This is a genomic window from Streptomyces sp. NPDC002888, assembly GCF_042888465.1.
In the GTDB taxonomy this organism is placed as follows: Bacteria; Actinomycetota; Actinomycetes; order Streptomycetales; family Streptomycetaceae; genus Streptomyces.
This window is the reverse complement of sequence record NZ_JBIAPU010000047.1, coordinates 39,368-58,937: the sequence shown is the minus strand read 5'-3', so window position 1 is coordinate 58,937 and position 19,570 is coordinate 39,368. Positions and strand designations below refer to the sequence as shown.

Sequence of the window (19,570 nt, the reverse complement as noted above, 5' to 3'; positions counted from 1 at the left end):
AGAACTCGTACCAGGCGCCGTACAGGGCCCGCTCCCGCTCGACCTGCAACGGCAGGGGGTCCGAGGAGGTCACCAACTCCCGCAAGGGGTAACGGGCCAGCACCCGTTCCACCTTCGGTGTCAGCGCCGCCGCCAAACGGGTGGCGACCGGCAGCGAGTCGTCGCGCAACACCGCCACCGCGGCCAGCACGGCGTCCCGGTCCTCACCCTTCGGCACCTCGGCCGCGGCACGCTCGTACAGCTCGCCGCCCTCCTCCAGGACCAGGCCGGTGTCGATGCCCGCCGGGACCTTGATCCGGGCGTGGCTGCGCCAGGTGGTGAGCGGGTCGCTCCAGGCCTCCACGTGGTACGTCCAGCGGCCGACGGCGTCCGGGGTGACGTCGGCACCCCAGCGGTCGGTGCCGGGCGCCAGTTCACGCAGGGGAGTCCAGGGACCGGGGCGGCCGTCCGGGTCCGTCAGGACCACGTCGGCGCCGACCGCGTCGTGGCCCTCGCGGAAGACGGTGGCGGTGACCTGGAACGTCTCCCCCGTGACCGCCTTTGCGGGCCGTCGTCCGTTGTCCACCGCCGGGCGCACGTCGCGTACCGGGATTCGGCCGATGGCCGGGTTTGAATTCATGAGTGTCACCTCCGCCGTACCAAAAGCTCCGCCGTACCAAAAGCTCCGCCGTACTCCCGTGCAAAAGCTCCGCCGTACCAAAGCCGGGCCTGTCGGCCCGGCTGGGATACTGCGCCGGAAAGGGGCTAACGCCCCGCCGGGGAATGTCGCTCGGCAGGCGGGCCCCGCCTGCCGACGGCGGTGGCGTGCGGCCGCTCGCCCTGGTCACGGAGGTAGCGTTCGGCGGCGTCGGCGGCCTCCCGCGCACAGCGCTTTCCCATCAGGACACAGAGGGTGTAACCGGAGTCCTCGAAGGTGGTCCGCACCGTGCGGTCCGCGGGGGACGCGAGCATCACGCGTTCCCACGCCCGGTACCGCCGCAGATGGCGGGCGACTTCGGCCTTGGCGGGTAGCAGCATGGCGCCCTTCACCTTCCCGGGCTCTCGATGGGCACATGCCCGACGGTCGGGCCGGTGGCCGTGCGCGCCAGAGGCACGGTCCGCTTCGGCGATCGAGGCTTTCACCCATGGTGCACACGCAGCCACACAACGTCCTGTTGGATCTTCAACTACCTCGGTCGGTGCTCGTGTTGCACGGATGGCGTAAGGGCCTCACTGTGGAGCTGACTCAGAAGCGATCAGTGCCCACGCTCCGTGTTCGGGGCTCGGCCCCGCGGGGGTCGAGAGGGAGCCCAGGCCTCGCCGGTGAGGAGCAAACGACGATGAAGACCGCAGTGCCCTGCTACTACCACCTCGACGTGGAAGTCTGCCCCGAACGCGTCGGACAGGTCGGCCGCATCATGGCCGCCCACCTCCGGCTCTGGGACCTCGAGAACCTCGTCGAGCCCGTCTGCCGTGGCGCCGGAATGCTGCTGACCGCCATCGACGAGCACGCTACGGACAAGAACGCCTCGATCGAGATGTGGTGGACCGGTCAACACCTCATCACCGCCGTGGGAGAGGACAACCGTGACCTGCGCCCGGACGAGGACCTGCGCGGCTGCCTGGAACACATCGCCGCGATGAGCGACGGCTGGGGGTGCTGCGCCACGGACACCGGCAGCAAGGTCATCTGGTTCTCGCAGCGCGCCCGCGCCGGCGAACGCGTCCCGCTGGTGCCGACTGCGCCCTCGCCGGATCTGCGCGAGGGTCTCGACGTTCCCCGTGAGATGGCGGTGGCCGCGCTGGCCTCCATGGCGGACGGCGTTCTGGAGGCCGCCCGGTGACCCCGAAGCCGAGCCACCGAGGAGGGGTGCCGGCCTGGGGCGGGCACCCCTACCCCCTGGGCGCCGACCACGACGGCGAGGGCACCAACTTCGCGCTGTTCAGCGAGGTCGCCGAGCGCGTCCAGCTGGTCCTCGTCGACGACGACGGCACTGAGCACCGCGTCCCGCTGACCGAGGCCGACGGCTTCGTCTGGCACGGCTATCTGCCGGGTGTCGGCCCGGGGCAGCGTTACGGCTACCGGGTGCACGGCCCGTGGGACCCGTCCGCCGGACACCGCTGCAACCCCGCCAAGCTGCTCCTGGACCCGTACGCCCGGGCGGTGGACGGGCAGACCGACAACCACCGCTCGCTCTACGAGCGTTCACCCGGCGGCCCCGATCTCGCCGACAGCGCCGGACACACCCTGCTCGGCGTGGTGACCGACACCGCCTTCGACTGGGGCCACGACCGGCCGCCCCGGCGGCCGTACGCCGACACGGTGATCTACGAGGCCCATGTCCGGGGCCTCACCCTCACCCATCCCGACGTGCCGCACGAACTCCGCGGTACCTACGCGGGCCTCGCCCACCCGGCCGTCGTCGAGCACCTCGTCTCGCTCGGGGTGACCGCCGTCGAGCTGATGCCGGTGCACCAGTTCGTGCAGGACGGCGTGCTGAAGGACCGGGGCCTGTCCAACTACTGGGGCTACAACACCATCGGCTTCTTCGCCCCGCACAACGCCTACGCCGCCCACGGCACCCGCGGCGAGCAGGTCACCGAGTTCAAGTCGATGGTGAAGGCGCTGCACGAGGCCGGGCTCGAGGTGATCCTCGACGTGGTCTACAACCACACCGCCGAGGGCAACGAGAAGGGCCCCACGCTGTCCTTCCGGGGCATCGACAACGCCTCGTACTACCGCCTGGTCGACGGCGACTGGGCGCACTACTACGACACCACGGGCACCGGCAACAGCCTGCTGATGCGCCACCCCTACGTGCTCCAGCTGATCATGGACTCGCTGCGGTACTGGGTGACCGAGATGCACGTCGACGGGTTCCGCTTCGACCTCGCGGCCACGCTGGCGCGGCAGTTCCACGAGGTGGACCGGCTGTCGGCGTTCTTCGACCTGATCCAGCAGGACCCGGTGATCAGCCGCGTCAAGCTCATCGCCGAGCCGTGGGACGTCGGCGAGGGCGGCTACCAGGTGGGCAACTTCCCGCCGCTGTGGTCGGAGTGGAACGGCAAGTACCGCGACGCCGTACGGGACTTCTGGCGGGCGGAGCCGCACACTCTGGGCGAGCTCGCCTCCCGGCTGACCGGCTCGTCCGACCTGTACGCCCACAGCAGGCGGCGCCCCCGCGCCAGCGTCAACTTCGTGACCGCGCACGACGGGTTCACCCTGCGCGACCTGGTCTCGTACAACGACAAGCACAACGAGGACAACGGCGAGGGCAACAGGGACGGCGAGAGCGTCAACCGCTCCTGGAACTGCGGGGCGGAGGGCGACACCGACGATCCGGCGGTGCTGGAGCTGCGGGCCCGGCAGCAGCGCAACTTCCTGGCCACGCTGCTGCTGTCGCAGGGCATTCCGATGCTGAGCCACGGCGACGAACTGGGCCGCACCCAGGGCGGCAACAACAACGCCTACTGCCAGGACAACCAGGTGTCCTGGATCGACTGGCGGCTGACGGGGGAGCAGCGCGACCTGGCCGGTTTCGCGCGCTCCGTCATCGCGCTGCGGGCCGCCCACCCCGTCCTGCGCCGACGCCGCTTCTTCCTCGGCGAGACGGTGACGCACGCCGGCCAGCCGCTGCCCGACCTATTGTGGCTGCGGCCGGACGCGCGGGAGATGACCGACCGGGACTGGCAGCGCTCCGACGCCCACTGCGTCGGCGTGTTCCTCAACGGTGACGCGATCGCCGAGCCCGACCCCCACGGGCGCCCCGTGATCGACGACTCGTTCCTCCTGCTCCTCAACAGCTCCTGGGAACCGGTCGGCTTCCGGCTGCCGGACGCCGCCTACGGCGAACGCTGGTCGACCCTCATCGACACCGCCGAGCCCCAGGGCACCCCCGAGGAGGCGGAACACAAGGCGTCCACCGCCCTCACCGTCGAACCCCGCAGCCTCGTTCTGCTGTCCAGGCCGTCCTTGCGGGGGGAGTGAGCCCCCGAGCACGGATCACCCCGGGGCCCGCGGACCCCGGGGGTGATGATCCCTGACTCATGAGCGCACGCGGCGGGACGTCACCGTGAACTGGGCGCCGTCCTGGTCGCGCAGGACGGCTTCGTCGGCGGTCATGCGCAGGACGCTGCCGCCTTGCTGCTCGGCGGTGCGGGCGCAGGTCGTCACGTCCGAGACGGCGAAGTGGACCTGCCAGTGCGGTCGGATGGTGGGATCCGGCGCCGACCCCAGCGCCCCCGACTGGATGCGGGCCACGACGTCACCCTGACTGCGCAGGACGACCTCGTCGCCCTCGTAGCGGACCTCGCAGCAGCCGGCGCGGTCCGAGGCCCACTCGAGGATCTCGCCGTAGAAGATCGCCGCATCGAAGGCGTCCCGGGTGTGGAGCCGGATGAAGGTGGGGGCCGCCCGGCGCCAGGTCTCCCAGGCGCCCATGAGCTCCCCCTCCCAGATCCCGAAGGTCGCGCCGTCCCGGTCGGCGAGCAGCGCGGCCCGCCCGGGTGGGAAGGACAGCGGCCCCACGGCCGCCGTCCCGCCGCGTTCCCGCGCCCGGGCCACGGCCTCGTCGGCGTCCGGTACGGCGAAATACGGCGTCCACGCCACGGCCATGTGCCACATGGAGGCGACCGCGGCGATCCCGGCGACCGGCACATCGTCCGCCAGCGCGATCCGGAAGCGGTCGCCGAGCCGGTTCCTGCGCCATTTCCAGCCGAGCACGGCCGAGTAGAAGTCCTGTGTGGCGTCCAGGTCGCGGCTGGTGAGGCTCACCCAGCAGGGCGCGCCGAAGACGGAGTGCGTGGAGACGACCTCGGCCGTGCCGGGGGAGGGTTTCGTGTCGTGGTTCATGGCACTCGCGTCCTGCTCTCGTCGTTCGGCACCCCGGTCTTCCTCCAGTGTCCGGCCGGATCCGCTCGGGGCGCCTGCCGAGGAGCCCGGTGGCACGATGGAGGGCTGGCACGAGTACCCCCGCAGCCCGACGACGAAACGGGCCTGATCTTCCACCTCCAGGAAGAGGTCGAGCAGCTCAAGGAGGCGATGGTCTCGCACGCCGTCGTGGACCAGGCCATCGGAATGATCGTGGCCCTGGGGCGCGTCACACCGGACGACGGCTGGGTGGTGCTCAGGGAAGTGTCCCAGCACACGAACATCAAACTCCGCAATGTCGCGGAACTCATTCTCATCTGGGGCCGCAGCGGCGAAATGCCCCCGGAAATCCGGGCGGAACTCGAGGACGCCCTCGACCGTCACGGTCCCACCCAGGTTCCGGGGGCACCCCCGCTGGAGTGAGACGCCCCGCGCCTCAGCGTGTGCCGCCCGTCTCGCGCCTCAGCGCGTGCAGCCCGTGTCGGCGAGCACCTCCTTGCGCAGCCGGGCGAAGCAGCCGCTGAGCAGCCGTGAGACGTGCATCTGGGAGATGCCGAGCTGCTGGGCGATGCGGCTTTGCGTCATGCCCTGGAAGAAGCGCAGGTAGAGGATGGTCCGTTCGCGTTCGGGCAGGGCCTCCAGACAGGGCTTCAGGGCCTCACGGTCGACGACCGCGTCGAACCCCGGGTCCAGGGCGCCGATCGCGTCCTGGAGGGCGTAGCCGTCGGTGCCGGGCATCTCGGCCTCCAGCGACAGCGCGGTGAAGCACTCCAGGGCCTCCATCCCGATGCGCACCTCGGCCTCGGTCAGCTGCGCGTGCTCGGCGATCTCGGCGACCGTCGGCGCGCGCCCCGGGATCGTCTGCGCCAGGTCCTTGGACGCGTGCCGGACGCGGTTGCGCAGGTCCTGGACACGACGGGGCACGTGCAGGGTCCACATGTGGTCACGGAAGTGCCGCTTGATCTCGCCGGTGATCGTCGGCACCGCGTACGCCTCGAAGGCGCGGCCGCGGTCCGGGTCGTAGTGGTCGACGGCCTTGACGAGGCCGAGGGCCGCCACCTGGTACAGGTCCTCCAGGCTCTCGCCGCGGCCCCGGAAACGGACGGCGATCCGCTCGGCCATCGGAAGCCAGACCTGGACCAGCTCGTCCCGCAGCGCCATGTGCTCCGGGCCCTCGGGCAGCCCCACGAGCCGGACGAAGGCGGCGGCCGTGTCCGGGGCGTCGTCGTGGGGGTGCTGTCGTGTGCTGCCGGCGGTACGCATCGGCGCGCCTCCCTGAAGCAGGTGCCGGTGGACGGACACCGTGGGAAGGGGCGCGTGCCGGGCCGGGCGAAGTGCGCCGCCAAAGACCGGTCGGGCCGGTTCCCACGGATGTGCCTCCTGTCCGAAGCACTTGAAGTGCCCTTGCCCAGAGAGGGGAATTCCAAAACAAATCGGGATGAATTGACCAATAGGCCCATCCCTTGACCACCGCTTGGGTTTATTACCTCTGCTACAGAGATAACGTCGAGGGCATGGAACAGCAGACCTTCCCGCAGGAGTTGGCCGACACCCTCGTCGGCGTCCAGCGGCTGATCCGGCGCCGGCTGCGCGCCGGGCTCACCGTGCCGCGGCTGCGCGGCGCCGAGGTGGAGCTGCTGCGCCTGGTCGAGACCCGGCCCGGCATCGGCGTCTCGGAGGCCGCCAAGGAGCTCCACCTGGCGGGCAACTCCGTGTCGACGCTGGTCAACCAGCTGGCCAAGGAGGGGTACCTGCTCCGCGAGACGGACCCCGCCGACCGGCGCGCCGCCCGCCTGCTGCTCACCGAGGCCGCCGAGACCCGGCTGCGCGCCTGGCAGCAGCGCCGCGCCGCCCTCGTCGGCCGCCATCTGGCCCGCCTCGACGAGGCGGACCGCGAGGCCCTGCGCGCGGCCCTCCCGGCCCTGCGCAAGCTCGCCGTCACCCTGCACGAGGAGGCCGAGGAGTCATGACGAGCGACGCCGCCGCCGAGGCGGTCACCTGTACCCGGCTGGCCTACTCCTTCGGAGGGACGAGAGCGGTCGACGGGCTCGACCTGACCGTGCGGGAGGGCGAGGTCTTCGGGCTGCTCGGCCCCAACGGCGCCGGGAAGACCACGGCGATCCGCTGCATCACCACCCTCCTGCCGGTCCCGTCCGGCATGATCGGCGTCTTCGGCCACGACGCGGCCCGCGACCGCATGGCGGTACGGCGCCTGCTGGGCTACGTCCCGCAGCAGCTGTCCGCCGACGCGGGCCTCACCGGCCGGGAGAACGTCGACCTGTTCGCCCGCGTCTTCGACGTGCCCCGACGCGAACGCGCCGAACGTGTCGGCCAGGCCCTGGCCGCCGTCGACCTCGCCGACGCCGCCGACCGGCTCGCCGGCACCTACTCCGGCGGCATGGTCCGCCGCCTCGAACTCGCCCAGGCGCTGGTCAGCGCGCCCCGCCTGCTCATCCTCGACGAACCCACGATCGGCCTCGACCCGATCGCCCGGACGAGCGTCTGGGAGCACATCGAGGCCGTGCGCGCGGCCACCGGCATGACCGTCCTGGTGACCACGCACCACATGGACGAGGCCGACCAGTACTGCGACCGGGTCGGCCTGATGCACCGCGGCCGCATCCGGGCCCTCGGCACCCCCGCCGAGCTGAGGCGGGGACTCGGCGAACGCAGGCAGGCCGAGGGCACGGCGGGCACCGGCCCGCTCCCCACGCTGGAGGACGTCTTCCGGGACGTCGCCGGCAGCGGCCTCGACGACGAGTCAGGAGACTTCCGCGATGTCCGAAGCACCCGCCGCACCGCGCACCGCGTCGGCTGACCGCGCCCGCCGGGAGGGCATCGGCCTCCTCGTCCGGCCGCCGGAGCCCCGCGCGGGCTGGCGGCTGCTGCCCGCCCGGGTGGCGGCGATGTGCGCCGTAGAACTCCAGAAACTGCGCCACGACCGCACCGAGCTCTACACCCGGGCCGTCCAGCCCGCCCTGTGGCTGCTGATCTTCGGTCAGACCTTCACCCGGATCAGGGCGATCCCCACCGACGGAATCCCCTACATCGACTACCTGGCGCCCGGCATCATCGCCCAGTCCGCGATGTTCATCGCCATCTTCTACGGCATCCAGATCATCTGGGAGCGCGACGCCGGCGTGCTCAACAAGCTTCTCGTCACTCCGACCCCGCGCTCGGCGCTGATCACCGGAAAGGCGTTCGCGGCGGGAGTGAAGTCGCTGGTCCAGGCGGTCGTCGTGATCGTGATCGCCGCACTGCTCGGGGTCGCGCTCACCTGGAACCCGCTCAAGCTGCTCGGTGTCGCCGCGGTCGTCGTCCTCGGCTCGGCCTTCTTCTCCTGCCTGTCGATGACCATCGCGGGCATCGTGCTCAGCCGCGACCGCCTGATGGGCATCGGGCAGGCGATCACGATGCCGCTGTTCTTCGGCTCCAACGCCCTCTACCCGGTGTCCATCATGCCGGGCTGGCTCCAGACGATCAGCAAGGTCAACCCGCTCAGCCATCAGGTGGACGCCCTGCGCGGGCTCCTCCTCGGCACGCCCGCCGATCTTCCGGCCGACTTCGCGGTGCTCGGTGTGGCCGCCGCGCTCGGCATCGCCGCCGCGTCCTCGCTCCTGGGCCGGCTCGCCCGCTGATCTTGGCCGGGAACGTGATGTGCGGCACGCTCGGAAAAGCGGTTGCGCGACCCGGAACGGGATTGTTCCTGCGCACGGCTTGATCACCGATCAAAAGGGGTGAAGTCCCTGGCCACAGCGCATTCTGCTCATTTGACAGTGCGCTGAGCGCACGGATAGGAAGCAGCCCGAAGAGTCGAGAGGTGGACTGTGTACGAGCCGAACGTGGTCGGGGACTGGCACGAGTACGACGAGCATGCCGGTCTGCGGGTCCGCGTCCACCGCCTGGAGCCGGCCGAGCCGCCCCGCGGACGGGACGACGCGGCCGAGGGCATGACGTACTTCCGTCTGCGCGTGACCGTCGAGAACCGCGGCAGCCGCCACTACGGCATCCACCTCGAGGACGGCCAGATCGACGTGCGCATCGGCCCCGACGGCGAGAGCGCCTTCCTCGACTGGCGCAACTCGCAGTTCATCGAGGGCTTCGACGTCTACCCGCTGCGCCGGGCCACCGCCGTGCTGTACGCGGCCGGCCCGGAGGCGGCGCTGAGCCAGGTGGACGTCCAGGTCCAGCTGCGGGTCGAGGAGGAGTGGACCGACCGCCGGCTGTGGACCGGCGGCATCGGCCTGAACGAGGGGTCCGCCGGCACCCCCGCCCAAACGGGGCGCGAGAGCCTGGCCCGCCAGGTGAGCAACTTCCTGCGCGACCAGGCGGAGGAGGGCACGGCCTGACGCCGGCCCGCCCGGGCACCGCCCGACACGGGCCCGCCTCGCAGCGGTCAGCGGTCAGTGCGGGATGCCGTCGATGATCTCCCGCGCGCCCTGCCGCAGCAGGGCCACGGCGACCGACGTGCCGAGGGTGGCCGGGTCGAGCGGGCCCGCCCACTCGTGGGCGTTCAGCCGCGTCTTGCCGTCCGGTGTGAACACGCACGCCCGCAGCGAGAGCTCCCCACTGCGGTCGACCTGCGCGAACCCGGCGATCGGGCTGTTGCAGTGCCCCTGCAGGACGTGCAGGAACATGCGCTCCGCGGTCGCCTCCCGGTGGGTGGCGGGATCGCCGAGCCCGCTGACCGCGTCGATGACCTCGGTGTCGTCCTCACGGCACTGCAGGGCGAGGATGCCCGCGCCGATCGGCGGCATCATCGTCTCCGGGGACAGCACCTCGCTGATCACGTCACACCGGTCGATGCGCTCCAGGCCGGAGACCGCGAGGAGCAGCGCGTCCGCCTCGCCGGCCGCCAGCTTCTCCAGCCGCCGGTTGGCGTTGCCGCGGAACGGCACGCACTCCAGCTCCGGGTGGGTGGCGGCCAGTTGAGCCCTCCGACGCACCGACGAGGTGCCGATCCGCGTCCCCGCCGGGAGTTCGTCGAGTGTGAGCCCGCCCGGATGGATGAGCGCGTCCCGGATGTCGTCCCGCTTCAGGAAGGCGGCGAACACCGTGCCCGCGGGCAGCGGCCGGTCGGCCGGCACGTCCTTGACGCAGTGCACCGCCAGATCGGCCTCCCCGGCCAGCAGCGCCGCGTCGACCTCCTTGGTGAAGGCACCCTTGCCCTCGACCTTCGACAGGTCCCCCATCCACTTGTCGCCGGTGGTCTTCACCGGTACGACCTCGGTGCGGATGCCGGGGTACAGGGCGGTCAACTCGGCGCGGACACGCTCCACTTGGGCGAGAGCCATCGGGGAGTCGCGGGACACGATACGGATCAGTTCCGGGACGGACATGCGGGACACGATAGACCCTCGGGCCGGGTGCGCGTGCCGCACTCCGCCACTGTCAGGGGGTCACGGGCAGGCTGTACCGCAGCTTCTCCTGCACCGTGCCGCGGGCGCCGAGACGGTCGTAGAAGCGCGCCGCGCGTTCGTTCCAGACGGGGGTCTGCCACTGGACCTCGGTGAGGCCGAGGCGGCGGGCCTCGGCGATGACCGCGTCGACGAGCAGGGCACCCAGGCCGAGCCCGCGGTGTCCGGGCGCCAGGAACAGGCAGTCCATGTGGAGGTACCCGCGGCCCTCCCAGGTGGACACCGCGGGCTCGCACGTCGCGTAGCCGACGACCTCGCCCTCGGGCAGCTGGGCCACCAGGCAGCTGAACCGCGATGCCGGGGTGTCGAACAGCAGGGCGGCCAGGCGGGCGTCGAGGCCGGCGGGGGGCGGCGCGGCGCGCTCGTACTCCGCGTGCTGGGCGGCCAGTTCGGCCACCCGGGGCAGATCGGCGGGCTCGGCACGGCGCACCACGGGGACGCCGGTCACCGCACGGTTCCCTCGACGGTGTCCGCGCCCCAGGCGGTGAGGCGCGCCGCCAACGGCCCGGTGCCGTCGAGGACGTTGCGGGAGAACGCATCGCGCTCGTGGGCCAGGACGGCCGCCTCCCAGACGCAGGGAGCGAGGCCCGCGCGGCCCGGCCGCAGCAGGTCGGGCTGTCCTGCGGGACCGACGAAGACCGCGAGGTCCGACATGTAGCCCTCGATCCAGGTGTGGACCAGCACGTAGTCGCCGTCGCCGCCCGCGTGCACGACCAGCACGGCGAGTCCGAGCGAGCCGTGCAGCCGCCCCAGTCCCAGGTGGGCGTCGGCGACCCGCAGCGCGGCCTCCGCGTCCCCGTCGGTCACCGTGCGGCCCGGTGCCTCGATCGCATACACCTTCACCAGGTGCCCGGCGGCCTCGCGGGTGCCCAACGGCCGTGCAGCGCGGGCGTGATGCTCCTCGGTGAGGGTGAGCAGCGCCTCGGCCGCCACCGCGGACGGGAGTTCCTCGTGATGATCCATCCGGACATCATGGGGTGCGTGCCTCGGGTCCGTCCATGGCGGGCCCCCGCCGCCTCAGGACAGCGGCACGCTGAGTTCGACCGCGCGCAGGGCGGCCGCGAGGGCCGGTTCGTCACCGACGTCCAGGGCGGTGTCGGTGAGCTTGAGGACGTGCTCGTCGCCGTGGGCGAGGGCGCGTTCGAGGACCTCCTCGGGGGTGCGCAGCGCGGGCGGCGCGTAGGGGACCGGCTCGGCGGGGGCGTACATCGCGGTGACCGCCGCGGACGCCGTCCACGCCGCGTGCAGGCTCGGCGCCCACAGGTCGCGGGGGAGGGCACCGAGCGTGCGCAGCACGGCGTTGGGGGCCGTCGCAGCGTGCACGAGCATCGTCTCCTCGCCGTGTCCGTGGGTGGCGTACCGGTGCGTGGCGGCGCGGACGAGTTCGGTGAGCCGTTCCCGCGCGGTGTCGGGGTCGGTCACGTCGTCCGCCCAGACGGGCAGCGCGCGTACCACCGCCAGCCGGTCGGGGAATTCCTCGCTCGGCGTGTGCACGGCGGGCACGGCGTCGAGGGAGGCCGCGGCCGTCGGCGCGCCGGGCAGCGCGGTGATGCCGGAGACGGTGTGGTGCCGGGCCGCCCAGTAGCCCAGGCCGTGGGCGAGTTCGGTGCGGCGGGGCGCGCTCTCGCCCGCTTCGAGGGCGCGTACGGCGTGGCCGACCCGGATGACGGGGTGGGTGGAGCCGCCGTAGAGGCCGGGCAGCAGGCGGGGCCACCACTCGGCGAGGACGTCGCGCCACGGGTGGTCCGCCAGGGTTCGGCAGAAGTGGTCGATCCAGTCGGCGGCCCGGCGGGGATCGCCCAGCGCCTCGTGCCAGTTGTCGTCGGTGACGAGGGCGACGCGGGGCGGGAAGTCCTCCAGCTTGCCCTGGTACAGGTCCAGCCAGCGGTGTACGGCGTCGGCGTGGCCGTGGGCGGCGAGCGCCTCGACCACCATGGGGGCGTGGTTGGTGAAATGGCCGACGCGCTCGGGTCCCGCGCTGTGCAGCCGTTCCAGGGCCTCGTCGAGGTGTCCGCTCGTATCGCTGATCTCCATGAGCGGGACGCTATGCCGCGCCGCGGGCGACCGGGATCGGGCGGGAGACGTAACTCGAGGGCGCCTCGTGTCGTACGTCCCCGGCCCGATCCCGGGCCGGGCTCAGGCGTTGGGGTCGAACGCGATGCCGGACGGCTTCGCCGAGGTCAGGTGCGCGGCGAAGTTGGCGTCCTTGAGGCCGAAGTTGGCGCTGCCGAAGTCGTAGGCGCTCAACTTGTCGCGCAGTCCGGCCGGGTAGCCGTTCCAGCCGACCAGCGACGGGTACTGCCAGGTGCCCTTGTGGTTCTCCGGCGGCTCGTCGTTCGAGCCCGCCAGCCGGAAGCAGTGCGTGCTGATGCCGTCCTTGTGGTACACGATCTTCGGGTGCGTGCCGTCGAAGCGGACCGCGGAGGCCGCGCTGATGGTGAACGAACCGTGGTTGGACGTCGACACGTACTTGACCTGGTTGTCCTGCACCCACACCACGACGTGCTCCCAGTCGTTGCGGTGCCCGCCGATGCTGCTGTTCGCGACGGCCTGGTCCTTCTCGAAGTACAGGCCGTACATGTAGGCGCACCAGCCGTTGTTGCACTTGTAGCGCGAGTAGCCGTTGGTGTTGTCGAGGTCCGAGGCGTCACGGCAGTCGCCACTGAGCGAACCGGTCGGCTTGAGACCGCCGTTGATGGTTCCGTCGGGGCCTATCGCGGGAGTCGGGTAGCAGCCGTCCGTGTCGTAGTCGTAGGCGGGCTGGTACGTCTTCTCCAGGCTCTCGGCGTTGCCGGGCAGCGCCTGGGGCGGGGCGGCGAAGGCGGCGGTGGGGAAGGCGACGACGAGGGCGGCGGCACCGGCCAGTCCGGTGAACCATCTCCTGCGGTGTGCCTTGAAGGTCGGTGACGACACTGCGTCCTCCTCCTGGTCCGGGCGCAGCCCAACGGCTGTGGGGGGAAAGGAGGTTCAGCTTCCCCGCTTTCCCCTTCCGCGCCAAGAGGTCGCAGACGTATCCACAGTGAAGCGCGGGCCAATACTTGGATCATGACGTCGTTTCAGACGGCATCATCCGGAATGTCGGCCGCCGCCTCCTCCGGCGTGAGGTCCGGGCGCAGCCGCAGCCACGACGGCTGCCGCAGCATCCCGGCCCGGGTACGGGTGCTGTAGCGGACCTCGCCGACCAGCCGGGGCACCACCCAGCGCGCGCCCGGCACCCGCGGCACCGGGTCGAAGGGGCACACGTCACTCGCGGCGGCCGCCAGCAGCTCGGCGAGCAGGGCGCGTTCGGCCCCGCTCCAGCCGGTGCCCACCCCGCCCACGTACCGCAGGCGCCCCGCCGCCCGCTGGCCGACCAGCACGGCGCCGGGCAGACCCGACAGGCGTCCCCTGCCGGGCAGCCAACCGCCGACGATCACGTCCTCGCTGCGCATGTTGCGGATCTTCAGCCAGGCGCGGGAGCGCACCCCCGGTTCGTACACCGAGTCGAGCCGCTTGCACACCAGGCCCTCCAGACCGTGCTCGACGGTGGCCGCCAGGGCCTGCCGGCCGTGGCCGACGATCGCCGCCGGCGTCGACCAGAACGCTCCCGCCAGGCCGAGCTCCTCCAGCCGGGCCCGCCGCCGCGCGTAGGGCTGCGGGAGCAGGGAGTCCCGCCCCAGGTGCATCACGTCGAACAGCACGAGGTGGACCGGGACCTTCGCGGCCTGGCGGGCGGCGCGGCCGGGGGCATGGGCCAGGCCCATCCGGGACTGGAGCAACTGGAAGTTGGCGCGGCCCTCTTCGTCGAGAGCGAGGATCTCACCGTCCAGGACGGCGGGCGTCGTGCCGAGGGCGCCGCCCAGTGCCGCGAGTTCGGGGTAGGCGCCGGTGATGTCCTCCCCGGAGCGGGCGCGCAGCACGACGCTTGCGTCCCCGGCGAGATAGACCACCACGCGCTGGCCGTCCTGCTTGGTCTCGTAGGCCCAGCGCGCGTCCTGCGCGGCGGGCGGCAGGGTGCCGGGAGTGGCGAGCATGGGCGCGATCAGGGGCAGGGGCACGGGTGACGTCACGGGTGAAGATGTCGACGCCCCCGGTCGCCGCTACGCGCCGCGTGGGGCGGTTTCCCCTGAACGGCGTCAGGGGCCCGCGGGCGGCGGTGGCTGCACGAGGCCCGACTGGTAGGCGATGACGACCAGTTGCGCCCGGTCCCGCGCCCGCAGCTTCGTCATGGCGCGGTGGACGTGGGTGCGCACTGTCAGCGGGCTGAGGAACAGCGTCTGCGCGATCTCCTCGTTGGAGTGCCCCTCCGCCACCCAGGCCATCACCTCGCGTTCACGGGCGGTGAGCCCGGAGAGGTCCTCGGCCGCCGCGAGAGGGGGGCCCGGCGTGGGGGAGGCCAGGAACCGGGTGATGAGCGCGCGGGTGGCGAGCGGCGAGAGCAGGGACTCGCCGGCGGCCACGGTACGGATGCCGTCGAGGAGCACGTCGGCGGTGACGTCCTTGCCGAGGAAGCCGCTCGCCCCGGCCCGCAGCGCCTGCGCCACGTATTCGTCGATCTCGAACGTGGTGAGGATCAGCACGCGGGTCTCGGACAGCTCCGGCTCGGCGCAGATCGCGGTCGTGGCGGCCAGGCCGTCGGTGCCGGGCATGCGGATGTCCATCAGGACGACGTCGGGTCTGTGGGCGCGCACGAGATCGATGGCCTCGGTGCCGTCGGCGGCCTCGCCGACCACCTCCATGTCGTCGCAGGAGTCGATCAGGATCCGGAAGGTGGCCCGCAGCAGGGCCTGGTCGTCGGCGAGCAGTACGCGGATGGTCATGGGGTCCGTTCTCGGTGCCGTGCTGTCGGGGTGAGGGGGAGCCGGGTGGTGACCTCCGAGCCGCCCCGGGACGGAGACCGGCCTGAAGGGCGACCGTCGACGGAGTACGCCCACTCGCGCGGGCCGATCGCACCATAGCGGTGGCCCGGCGCGGGAGTCCCGCAGGCGGTGGTCGTGCCGTCGTCGGTGACGGTGATCGTGAGCCGGCCGGATGCCCCGACCAGAGTTCCCGCCCAGGGCCCGCACGTCGTCGTGCGGCTGCCGACATTCACGCGTACGCGCCCTGCAGTAGAAGCCCCGGCCCGGTCATACCGGAGGACCAGTTCGGCGATCACCCGGCGTGGCGGCGGCCGCGTGCTTCGTCCTCCAGGCGCGGGCGCTCACCACACGCACGGCAGTTCCACCGTGACGACCGTCGGGCCGCCGGTCGGGCTGCAGACGTGGACCGTGCCGTCGAGTGCCGCGACCCGGCGCCGTATCCCGAGCAGTCCGGAGCCGCCGGCCTCGTCGGCGCCGCCCCGCCCCTCGTCCCGCACCCGCACGCTCAACCCCCTGTCGGTACGGGCGAGCCGGACGTCGGCCCGCTCGGAGCCGCTGTGCTTGGCGGCGTTGGTCAGCGACTCGGCGACGACGAAGTACGCGGCCGCCTCCACCGCGGCCGGGGCGCGCGGACCGTCGTCGGCCGGGCCGTCGACGTCCACCGTGACCTCGAGCCCTCCCCCACTCTCGGCTTCGCTCGAGCGGGGGGACCCCCAGCTCGCGGCGAGCGCCCGCACGGCCCCGACGAGTCCGCGGTCGGTGAGGATCGGCGGGTGGATGCCGCGCACCACGTGCCGCAGCCCGGTGAGGGCCTCCTCGGCCTGGTCCTGGGCGTCCGTCAGCAGCTTGCGGGCGGCGTCCGGATCACGCTCGTACGCCCGTTGCGCCAGACCTATCCGCATGGACAGCGCGACCAGGTGGGCCTGGGCGCCGTCGTGCAGGTCGCGTTCGATGCGGCGCAGTTCGGCGCCGTGCGCGGCGACCGCGTCCGCCCGGGTCGTGGTGAGCCGCTCCACCCGGGCGGCCAGCAGCGCCTTCGGGGACGGCCTGAGCAGCGCGGCCGACCAGGACGCCTCCAGGTCGGCGAGCCGCACGATCAGCGGCAGGACCACCGCCTCGCGCCGCAGCAGCCCGCACCACACCCCGTCCACGACCAGGGCGAGCGGCCACAACGGCACCAACAGCACCGGCAGCCAGCCGTAGGCGTAGTAGGCGAGCAGCCACCGGAAGTCGGTGAGCGTGCCGGGATCGCGGACCGACGTGGTCAGCCGCTCGCGCAGGGTGCCGGTGATCGGCTGGTACGCCTCGGGAATCTCCCGGCCCGTCCACGCAGCCGTCAGCCTCCGCTTCGCCCCGGCGATCCGCCGTACCAGCAGCACGGTCTCGGGCAGCAGCCAGCAGCCGACCACCGCGGCCGTGCCGGTGGCGGTGATCAGCAGCACCGTGATGAAGAGGTACGACCCGAAGGCCAAGGCCGCGGAGGCGACGAGCCGGCCCGAGGCCCGGGCCGCCTGCCGCAGACTCGATCGCATGATGACGTCGTTCCTCTCGACACGGTCTGTACAGGGGGTTCGTGGGGAGCAGGCCGACGGAGGCCCGCCGCGGCCGTTGCGTAGGCTTCCGTCCCGGAAACCGCGGTGTCGGCGGTGGCCCCGGACGGTTTCGAGGGACTGGCCGCCCAGGGGTGGCGCGCAGTCCCGGTACGGTGGTGATCATGACGGGCAGGGCGGTACGGGCGGAGCAGGCCGGGGCGACCCGGGAGCTGATCCTGACCGCGGCCGAGCGGCTGTTCGCCGAGCGCGGGGTGTACGCGGTGTCCAACCGCCAGGTCAGCGAGGCGGCCGGGCAGGGCAACAACGCCGCCGTCGGCTACCACTTCGGCACCAAGACCGACCTGGTCCGCGCCATCGTGCGCAAACACGCCGCACGCATCGAGGAGGGCCGCGCCCGGCTGGTGGCCGGCCTCGACGGTTCCGCGGACCTGCACGACTGGGTGTCGTGCCTGGTGCGCCCGGTCACCGAGCATCTGGCGGCGCTGGGATCGCCCACCTGGTACGCCCGCTTCTGCGCCCAGGTGATGACCGACCCCGCCCTGTACCCGATCATGGTCGAGGAGTCCCTCACCTCACCGTCGATGCGGCTGGTGGTCGACGGCCTCGCCCGCTGCCTCAGCGACCTGCCCCCCGAGGTCCGCGCCGAGCGCGGCGACATGGCGCGCCATCTGATCCTGCACACCACCGCCGAGCGCGAGCGCGCCCTCGCCGAGGGCATGCCCACGCCCCGCGCCACCTGGCACGACGCCGCCACCGGTCTGATCGACGCCATCGCCGGCCTGTGGCCGGCGCCCTACAGCCGGTGAGCCGACCGCGACTCAGTCCTCGTCGTCGAGGGTGACGACGACCTTCTCCGCCGCACCCGGGGTCAGGGTGAGCTCGAAGGCCCGGTCCACCTCGGAGAACGGCACACGGTGGCTGATCAGCCTGGCGAACCGTTCCTGGTGCTCCACGAGTTGCGGCGTCACCTCGAAGATCTCGGTCGGGTAGCCCTGCGAGGCGACGAGGGTCAGCTCGCTGCGCAGCATGCCGCCGAGGTCGATGTCGGAGCCCTTCTTCTGCACCGCCACCATGACCAGCTTGGCGCCCCATTTCGCCGACTGCACCACGGTGTTGAACACCACGGGGGCACCGGCCGCGTCGATGAAGACGTCGGTGCCCGGCCGGGGCTGGCCGAGGGCGTTGGCGCTCTGCCCGTGCAACTCGGTCAGACGCGCCGCCACGTCCTCCTCGGCGGAGTTGATGACCGCGTCCGCCCCGACGGCCAGCGCCTTCTCCAGCCGTGCGGGGATGACGTCGGCCACCACCACGTGCTCCACGCCGCGCAGCTTCAGCCAGATCGCGGCGCCCAGGCCGATCGGCCCGGCGCCGAAGACGACGACCTTGTCGCCCGGCTTCGCCTCGGAACGGTTGACGGCGTGCCGGGACACGGCCATCGGCTCGTTGAGCGAGGCGACGTCGAAGGGCACCGTGCCGGGGAAGACGGCGACGCTCCTGCCGACCTCGGCGTTCTCGATCAGCAGGTACTCGCTCATCCCGCCGAATCTGCCGCCGCAGCCGATGATGCCGGTGGGGGCGTCCTGCGGGTTGACCACCACACGGTCGCCCGCCTTCAGGCCGACCACCTCGGCGCCGACCTCGACGACCTCACCGGCCGGCTCGTGGCCCAGGGCCACCGGCACCAGCTCGCCGCCGAGGTGGGCACGGGCCGGCATGCCGCCCATGTGCAGGAACGTGACGTCGGTGCCGCAGATGCCGCAGGCGCGGATCCGGACGAGCGCGTCCTTGGGGCCGGGCGCGGGACGCTCGACGTCCACCACCTCGACCTTGCCCACACCGGCGGTCTGAACGGACTTCATCGTGGTCATGGGGGAGTGCCTTTCACTGGTGAGCCGGGTGCTTCAGGGTGTTCGGAGGGCTCGGAGCGCTCGGAGGGCCTAGGACTGCTGCGCGCCGACGGCCTTCAGGACGGCGTTCGCCATGCCCTGCTCGCCGCGTTCGTTGGGATGGACGGAGGCGGCGGGCGCGCGGGGGACGACCGGCTCGACCCAGCGCACCTCCCGGGCGGCGCACGCGTCGCGGCCCGTCGAGGGGGTGTACGTGTCGACGTAGTGCACGCCCGCGTCCTCGGCGCGCCGCCGCAGCATCGTGTTGAGCTGCCGTTCCTTCTGGTCGAGGTAGGCGACGTCACCGGGTGCGAGGCCCATCTCGCGGCCGCAGTCGGTGTTCTTCGACGGCAGGATCGCCGGGTAGCCGACGACATGGACCTCGGCCCCGGGCGCCCGGCGCCCGATCTCGCCCAACGCACGGTCGAGCCGCTCCTCGGCCGCCTCGATCCTGCGCCGCACCTCGTCGGTGCCCCCGGAGACGTAGCGCGCACGGCACGGCGCGTCGCCGGTGTGGAATCCGACGCTGCTCGCCGCGTAGGAGAGGACCCCGGACTTCACACACTGCTCGACCAGCGAGGCGAAGCCGATGTCGTTGCCCATCTGGAGGGTGACCAGGCGGGTGCGTGGCGACAGGGCCGAGAGCTGGGCCGGGTTGGTGCCGTCGTCGGTCGGCTGCGGTGAGGTCAGCGTGGCGAGGGTGGCGCCGCTGCAGCTGACGTCGCGGAAGTCGGCCGCGTCCAGACCGAGCCGGCGGGCGACCAGCGCCGGGTAGTCGCGGTCGGAGCGGTCGCAGCCCGCGGGCGTACCGGACCGGTCCGGGATCTCGGGGCCGGCCGTGTAGGAGTCGCCGAGTGCCACGTACGGGCCCTTCGGCGGGGCGGGGTCCCGGTCGTGGCCGGGCCGGGTGACCAGGATCGCGGTGCCGAGCACGCCGCATGCGAGCGCCCCGGCGAGGGAGGCGCGTACTGAGGTCTTCATCGGGGTGTCCTGTCCTGGATCCCGGCCGATCGGACGGGTGGGTGGA

Annotated in this window: 22 protein-coding genes; 8 read left to right on the top strand and 14 right to left on the bottom strand. The window is 72.3% G+C overall.

The window, feature by feature from the left end:
• On the bottom strand, window positions 1–619 hold a 619-nt coding region (locus ACFYWX_RS45485; protein ID WP_389431352.1), incomplete at its 3' end, for a maltotransferase domain-containing protein.
• A gap of 125 nt (window positions 620–744) precedes the next feature.
• A complete protein-coding gene (locus ACFYWX_RS45480; RefSeq protein ID WP_389431351.1) occupies window positions 745–1,017 on the bottom strand; it encodes a DUF5133 domain-containing protein in 273 nt (90 codons plus the stop codon).
• Between the two features lie 302 nt (window positions 1,018–1,319).
• On the opposite strand from ACFYWX_RS45480, the gene ACFYWX_RS45475 reads away from it, so the two are divergent.
• Window positions 1,320–1,823 carry a pep a2 gene (locus ACFYWX_RS45475; RefSeq protein WP_389431349.1) on the top strand — a complete coding sequence of 168 codons (504 nt, stop codon included), beginning with the start codon at window positions 1,320–1,322 and terminating at the stop codon, window positions 1,821–1,823.
• A complete protein-coding gene (gene glgX, locus ACFYWX_RS45470; RefSeq protein WP_389431348.1) occupies window positions 1,820–3,967 on the top strand; it encodes a glycogen debranching protein GlgX in 2,148 nt (715 codons plus the stop codon). The genes ACFYWX_RS45475 and glgX overlap by 4 nt, the downstream gene beginning before the upstream one ends.
• Window positions 3,968–4,024: 57 nt before the next feature.
• Here glgX and ACFYWX_RS45465 read toward each other — a convergent pair whose 3' ends face one another.
• A complete protein-coding gene (locus ACFYWX_RS45465; RefSeq protein WP_389431346.1) occupies window positions 4,025–4,831 on the bottom strand; it encodes a VOC family protein in 807 nt (268 codons plus the stop codon).
• A gap of 105 nt (window positions 4,832–4,936) precedes the next feature.
• Between ACFYWX_RS45465 and ACFYWX_RS45460 the strand changes: the two genes are divergently transcribed.
• Window positions 4,937–5,272 (top strand): ANTAR domain-containing protein, encoded by a 336-nt coding sequence (locus tag ACFYWX_RS45460; protein ID WP_389431355.1) that lies wholly within the window; start codon window positions 4,937–4,939, stop codon window positions 5,270–5,272.
• A 39-nt stretch (window positions 5,273–5,311) separates the two neighbouring features.
• On the opposite strand, the gene ACFYWX_RS45455 is transcribed toward ACFYWX_RS45460, so the two are convergent.
• Entirely contained in the window at window positions 5,312–6,112 is an 801-nt protein-coding gene (locus ACFYWX_RS45455) for an RNA polymerase sigma factor SigF (RefSeq protein ID WP_389431344.1), read from the bottom strand.
• Window positions 6,113–6,363: 251 nt separating this feature from the next.
• Between ACFYWX_RS45455 and ACFYWX_RS45450 the strand changes: the two genes are divergently transcribed.
• The 4 genes from ACFYWX_RS45450 to ACFYWX_RS45435 all read left to right on the top strand — a co-directional run bounded on the left by ACFYWX_RS45450 (window position 6,364) and on the right by ACFYWX_RS45435 (window position 9,198).
• Complete coding sequence (locus ACFYWX_RS45450) at window positions 6,364–6,819, top strand: MarR family winged helix-turn-helix transcriptional regulator (protein WP_389431343.1); 456 nt, start codon at window positions 6,364–6,366, stop codon at window positions 6,817–6,819.
• On the top strand, window positions 6,816–7,667 hold the full coding sequence (locus tag ACFYWX_RS45445) for an ATP-binding cassette domain-containing protein (protein ID WP_389431341.1): 852 nt from the start codon (window positions 6,816–6,818) through the stop codon (window positions 7,665–7,667). The genes ACFYWX_RS45450 and ACFYWX_RS45445 overlap by 4 nt, the downstream gene beginning before the upstream one ends.
• Window positions 7,627–8,487: an ABC transporter permease gene (locus ACFYWX_RS45440; RefSeq protein WP_389431339.1), complete on the top strand. Its 861-nt coding sequence runs from the start codon at window positions 7,627–7,629 to the stop codon at window positions 8,485–8,487. Before ACFYWX_RS45445 ends, ACFYWX_RS45440 begins: the two co-directional genes overlap by 41 nt.
• A 189-nt stretch (window positions 8,488–8,676) precedes the next feature.
• Window positions 8,677–9,198 (top strand): hypothetical protein, encoded by a 522-nt coding sequence (locus ACFYWX_RS45435; RefSeq protein WP_389431338.1) that lies wholly within the window; start codon window positions 8,677–8,679, stop codon window positions 9,196–9,198.
• Between the two features lie 54 nt (window positions 9,199–9,252).
• Here ACFYWX_RS45435 and hemC read toward each other — a convergent pair whose 3' ends face one another.
• The 8 genes from hemC to ACFYWX_RS45395 form a co-directional block, all read right to left on the bottom strand.
• Complete coding sequence (hemC, locus tag ACFYWX_RS45430) at window positions 9,253–10,188, bottom strand: hydroxymethylbilane synthase (RefSeq protein WP_389431337.1); 936 nt, start codon at window positions 10,186–10,188, stop codon at window positions 9,253–9,255.
• Window positions 10,189–10,240: 52 nt separating this feature from the next.
• The gene (locus ACFYWX_RS45425; RefSeq protein ID WP_389431336.1) at window positions 10,241–10,714 is read right to left on the bottom strand and encodes a GNAT family N-acetyltransferase; all 474 of its coding nucleotides are present in this window, start codon (window positions 10,712–10,714) and stop codon (window positions 10,241–10,243) included.
• Window positions 10,711–11,229, bottom strand: a complete 519-nt coding sequence (locus tag ACFYWX_RS45420) for a hypothetical protein (protein WP_389431335.1) — start codon at window positions 11,227–11,229, stop codon at window positions 10,711–10,713. Before ACFYWX_RS45420 ends, ACFYWX_RS45425 begins: the two co-directional genes overlap by 4 nt.
• Window positions 11,230–11,283: 54 nt before the next feature.
• Window positions 11,284–12,300, bottom strand: a complete 1,017-nt coding sequence (locus tag ACFYWX_RS45415; protein ID WP_389431334.1) for a questin oxidase family protein — start codon at window positions 12,298–12,300, stop codon at window positions 11,284–11,286.
• 102 nt (window positions 12,301–12,402) lie between these two features.
• Window positions 12,403–13,179 (bottom strand): NPP1 family protein, encoded by a 777-nt coding sequence (locus tag ACFYWX_RS45410; RefSeq protein ID WP_389431333.1) that lies wholly within the window; start codon window positions 13,177–13,179, stop codon window positions 12,403–12,405.
• Window positions 13,180–13,322: 143 nt separating this feature from the next.
• The gene (locus ACFYWX_RS45405; protein ID WP_389431354.1) at window positions 13,323–14,303 is read right to left on the bottom strand and encodes an ATP-dependent DNA ligase; all 981 of its coding nucleotides are present in this window, start codon (window positions 14,301–14,303) and stop codon (window positions 13,323–13,325) included.
• Window positions 14,304–14,381: 78 nt separating this feature from the next.
• Window positions 14,382–15,065 carry a response regulator gene (locus tag ACFYWX_RS45400; RefSeq protein ID WP_389431332.1) on the bottom strand — a complete coding sequence of 228 codons (684 nt, stop codon included), beginning with the start codon at window positions 15,063–15,065 and terminating at the stop codon, window positions 14,382–14,384.
• Between the two features lie 380 nt (window positions 15,066–15,445).
• Complete coding sequence (locus ACFYWX_RS45395) at window positions 15,446–16,636, bottom strand: histidine kinase (RefSeq protein ID WP_389431331.1); 1,191 nt, start codon at window positions 16,634–16,636, stop codon at window positions 15,446–15,448.
• A gap of 182 nt (window positions 16,637–16,818) precedes the next feature.
• On the opposite strand from ACFYWX_RS45395, the gene ACFYWX_RS45390 reads away from it, so the two are divergent.
• Window positions 16,819–17,463, top strand: coding sequence for a TetR/AcrR family transcriptional regulator (locus ACFYWX_RS45390; protein WP_389431330.1), 645 nt, complete (start codon window positions 16,819–16,821; stop codon window positions 17,461–17,463).
• A 12-nt stretch (window positions 17,464–17,475) separates the two neighbouring features.
• Here ACFYWX_RS45390 and ACFYWX_RS45385 read toward each other — a convergent pair whose 3' ends face one another.
• Both ACFYWX_RS45385 and ACFYWX_RS45380 read right to left on the bottom strand, forming a co-directional pair.
• Window positions 17,476–18,525, bottom strand: a complete 1,050-nt coding sequence (locus ACFYWX_RS45385) for a zinc-binding dehydrogenase (protein ID WP_389431328.1) — start codon at window positions 18,523–18,525, stop codon at window positions 17,476–17,478.
• Between the two features lie 69 nt (window positions 18,526–18,594).
• Complete coding sequence (locus tag ACFYWX_RS45380; RefSeq protein ID WP_389431327.1) at window positions 18,595–19,524, bottom strand: SGNH/GDSL hydrolase family protein; 930 nt, start codon at window positions 19,522–19,524, stop codon at window positions 18,595–18,597.
• Between the last annotated feature and the right edge of the window lie 46 nt (window positions 19,525–19,570).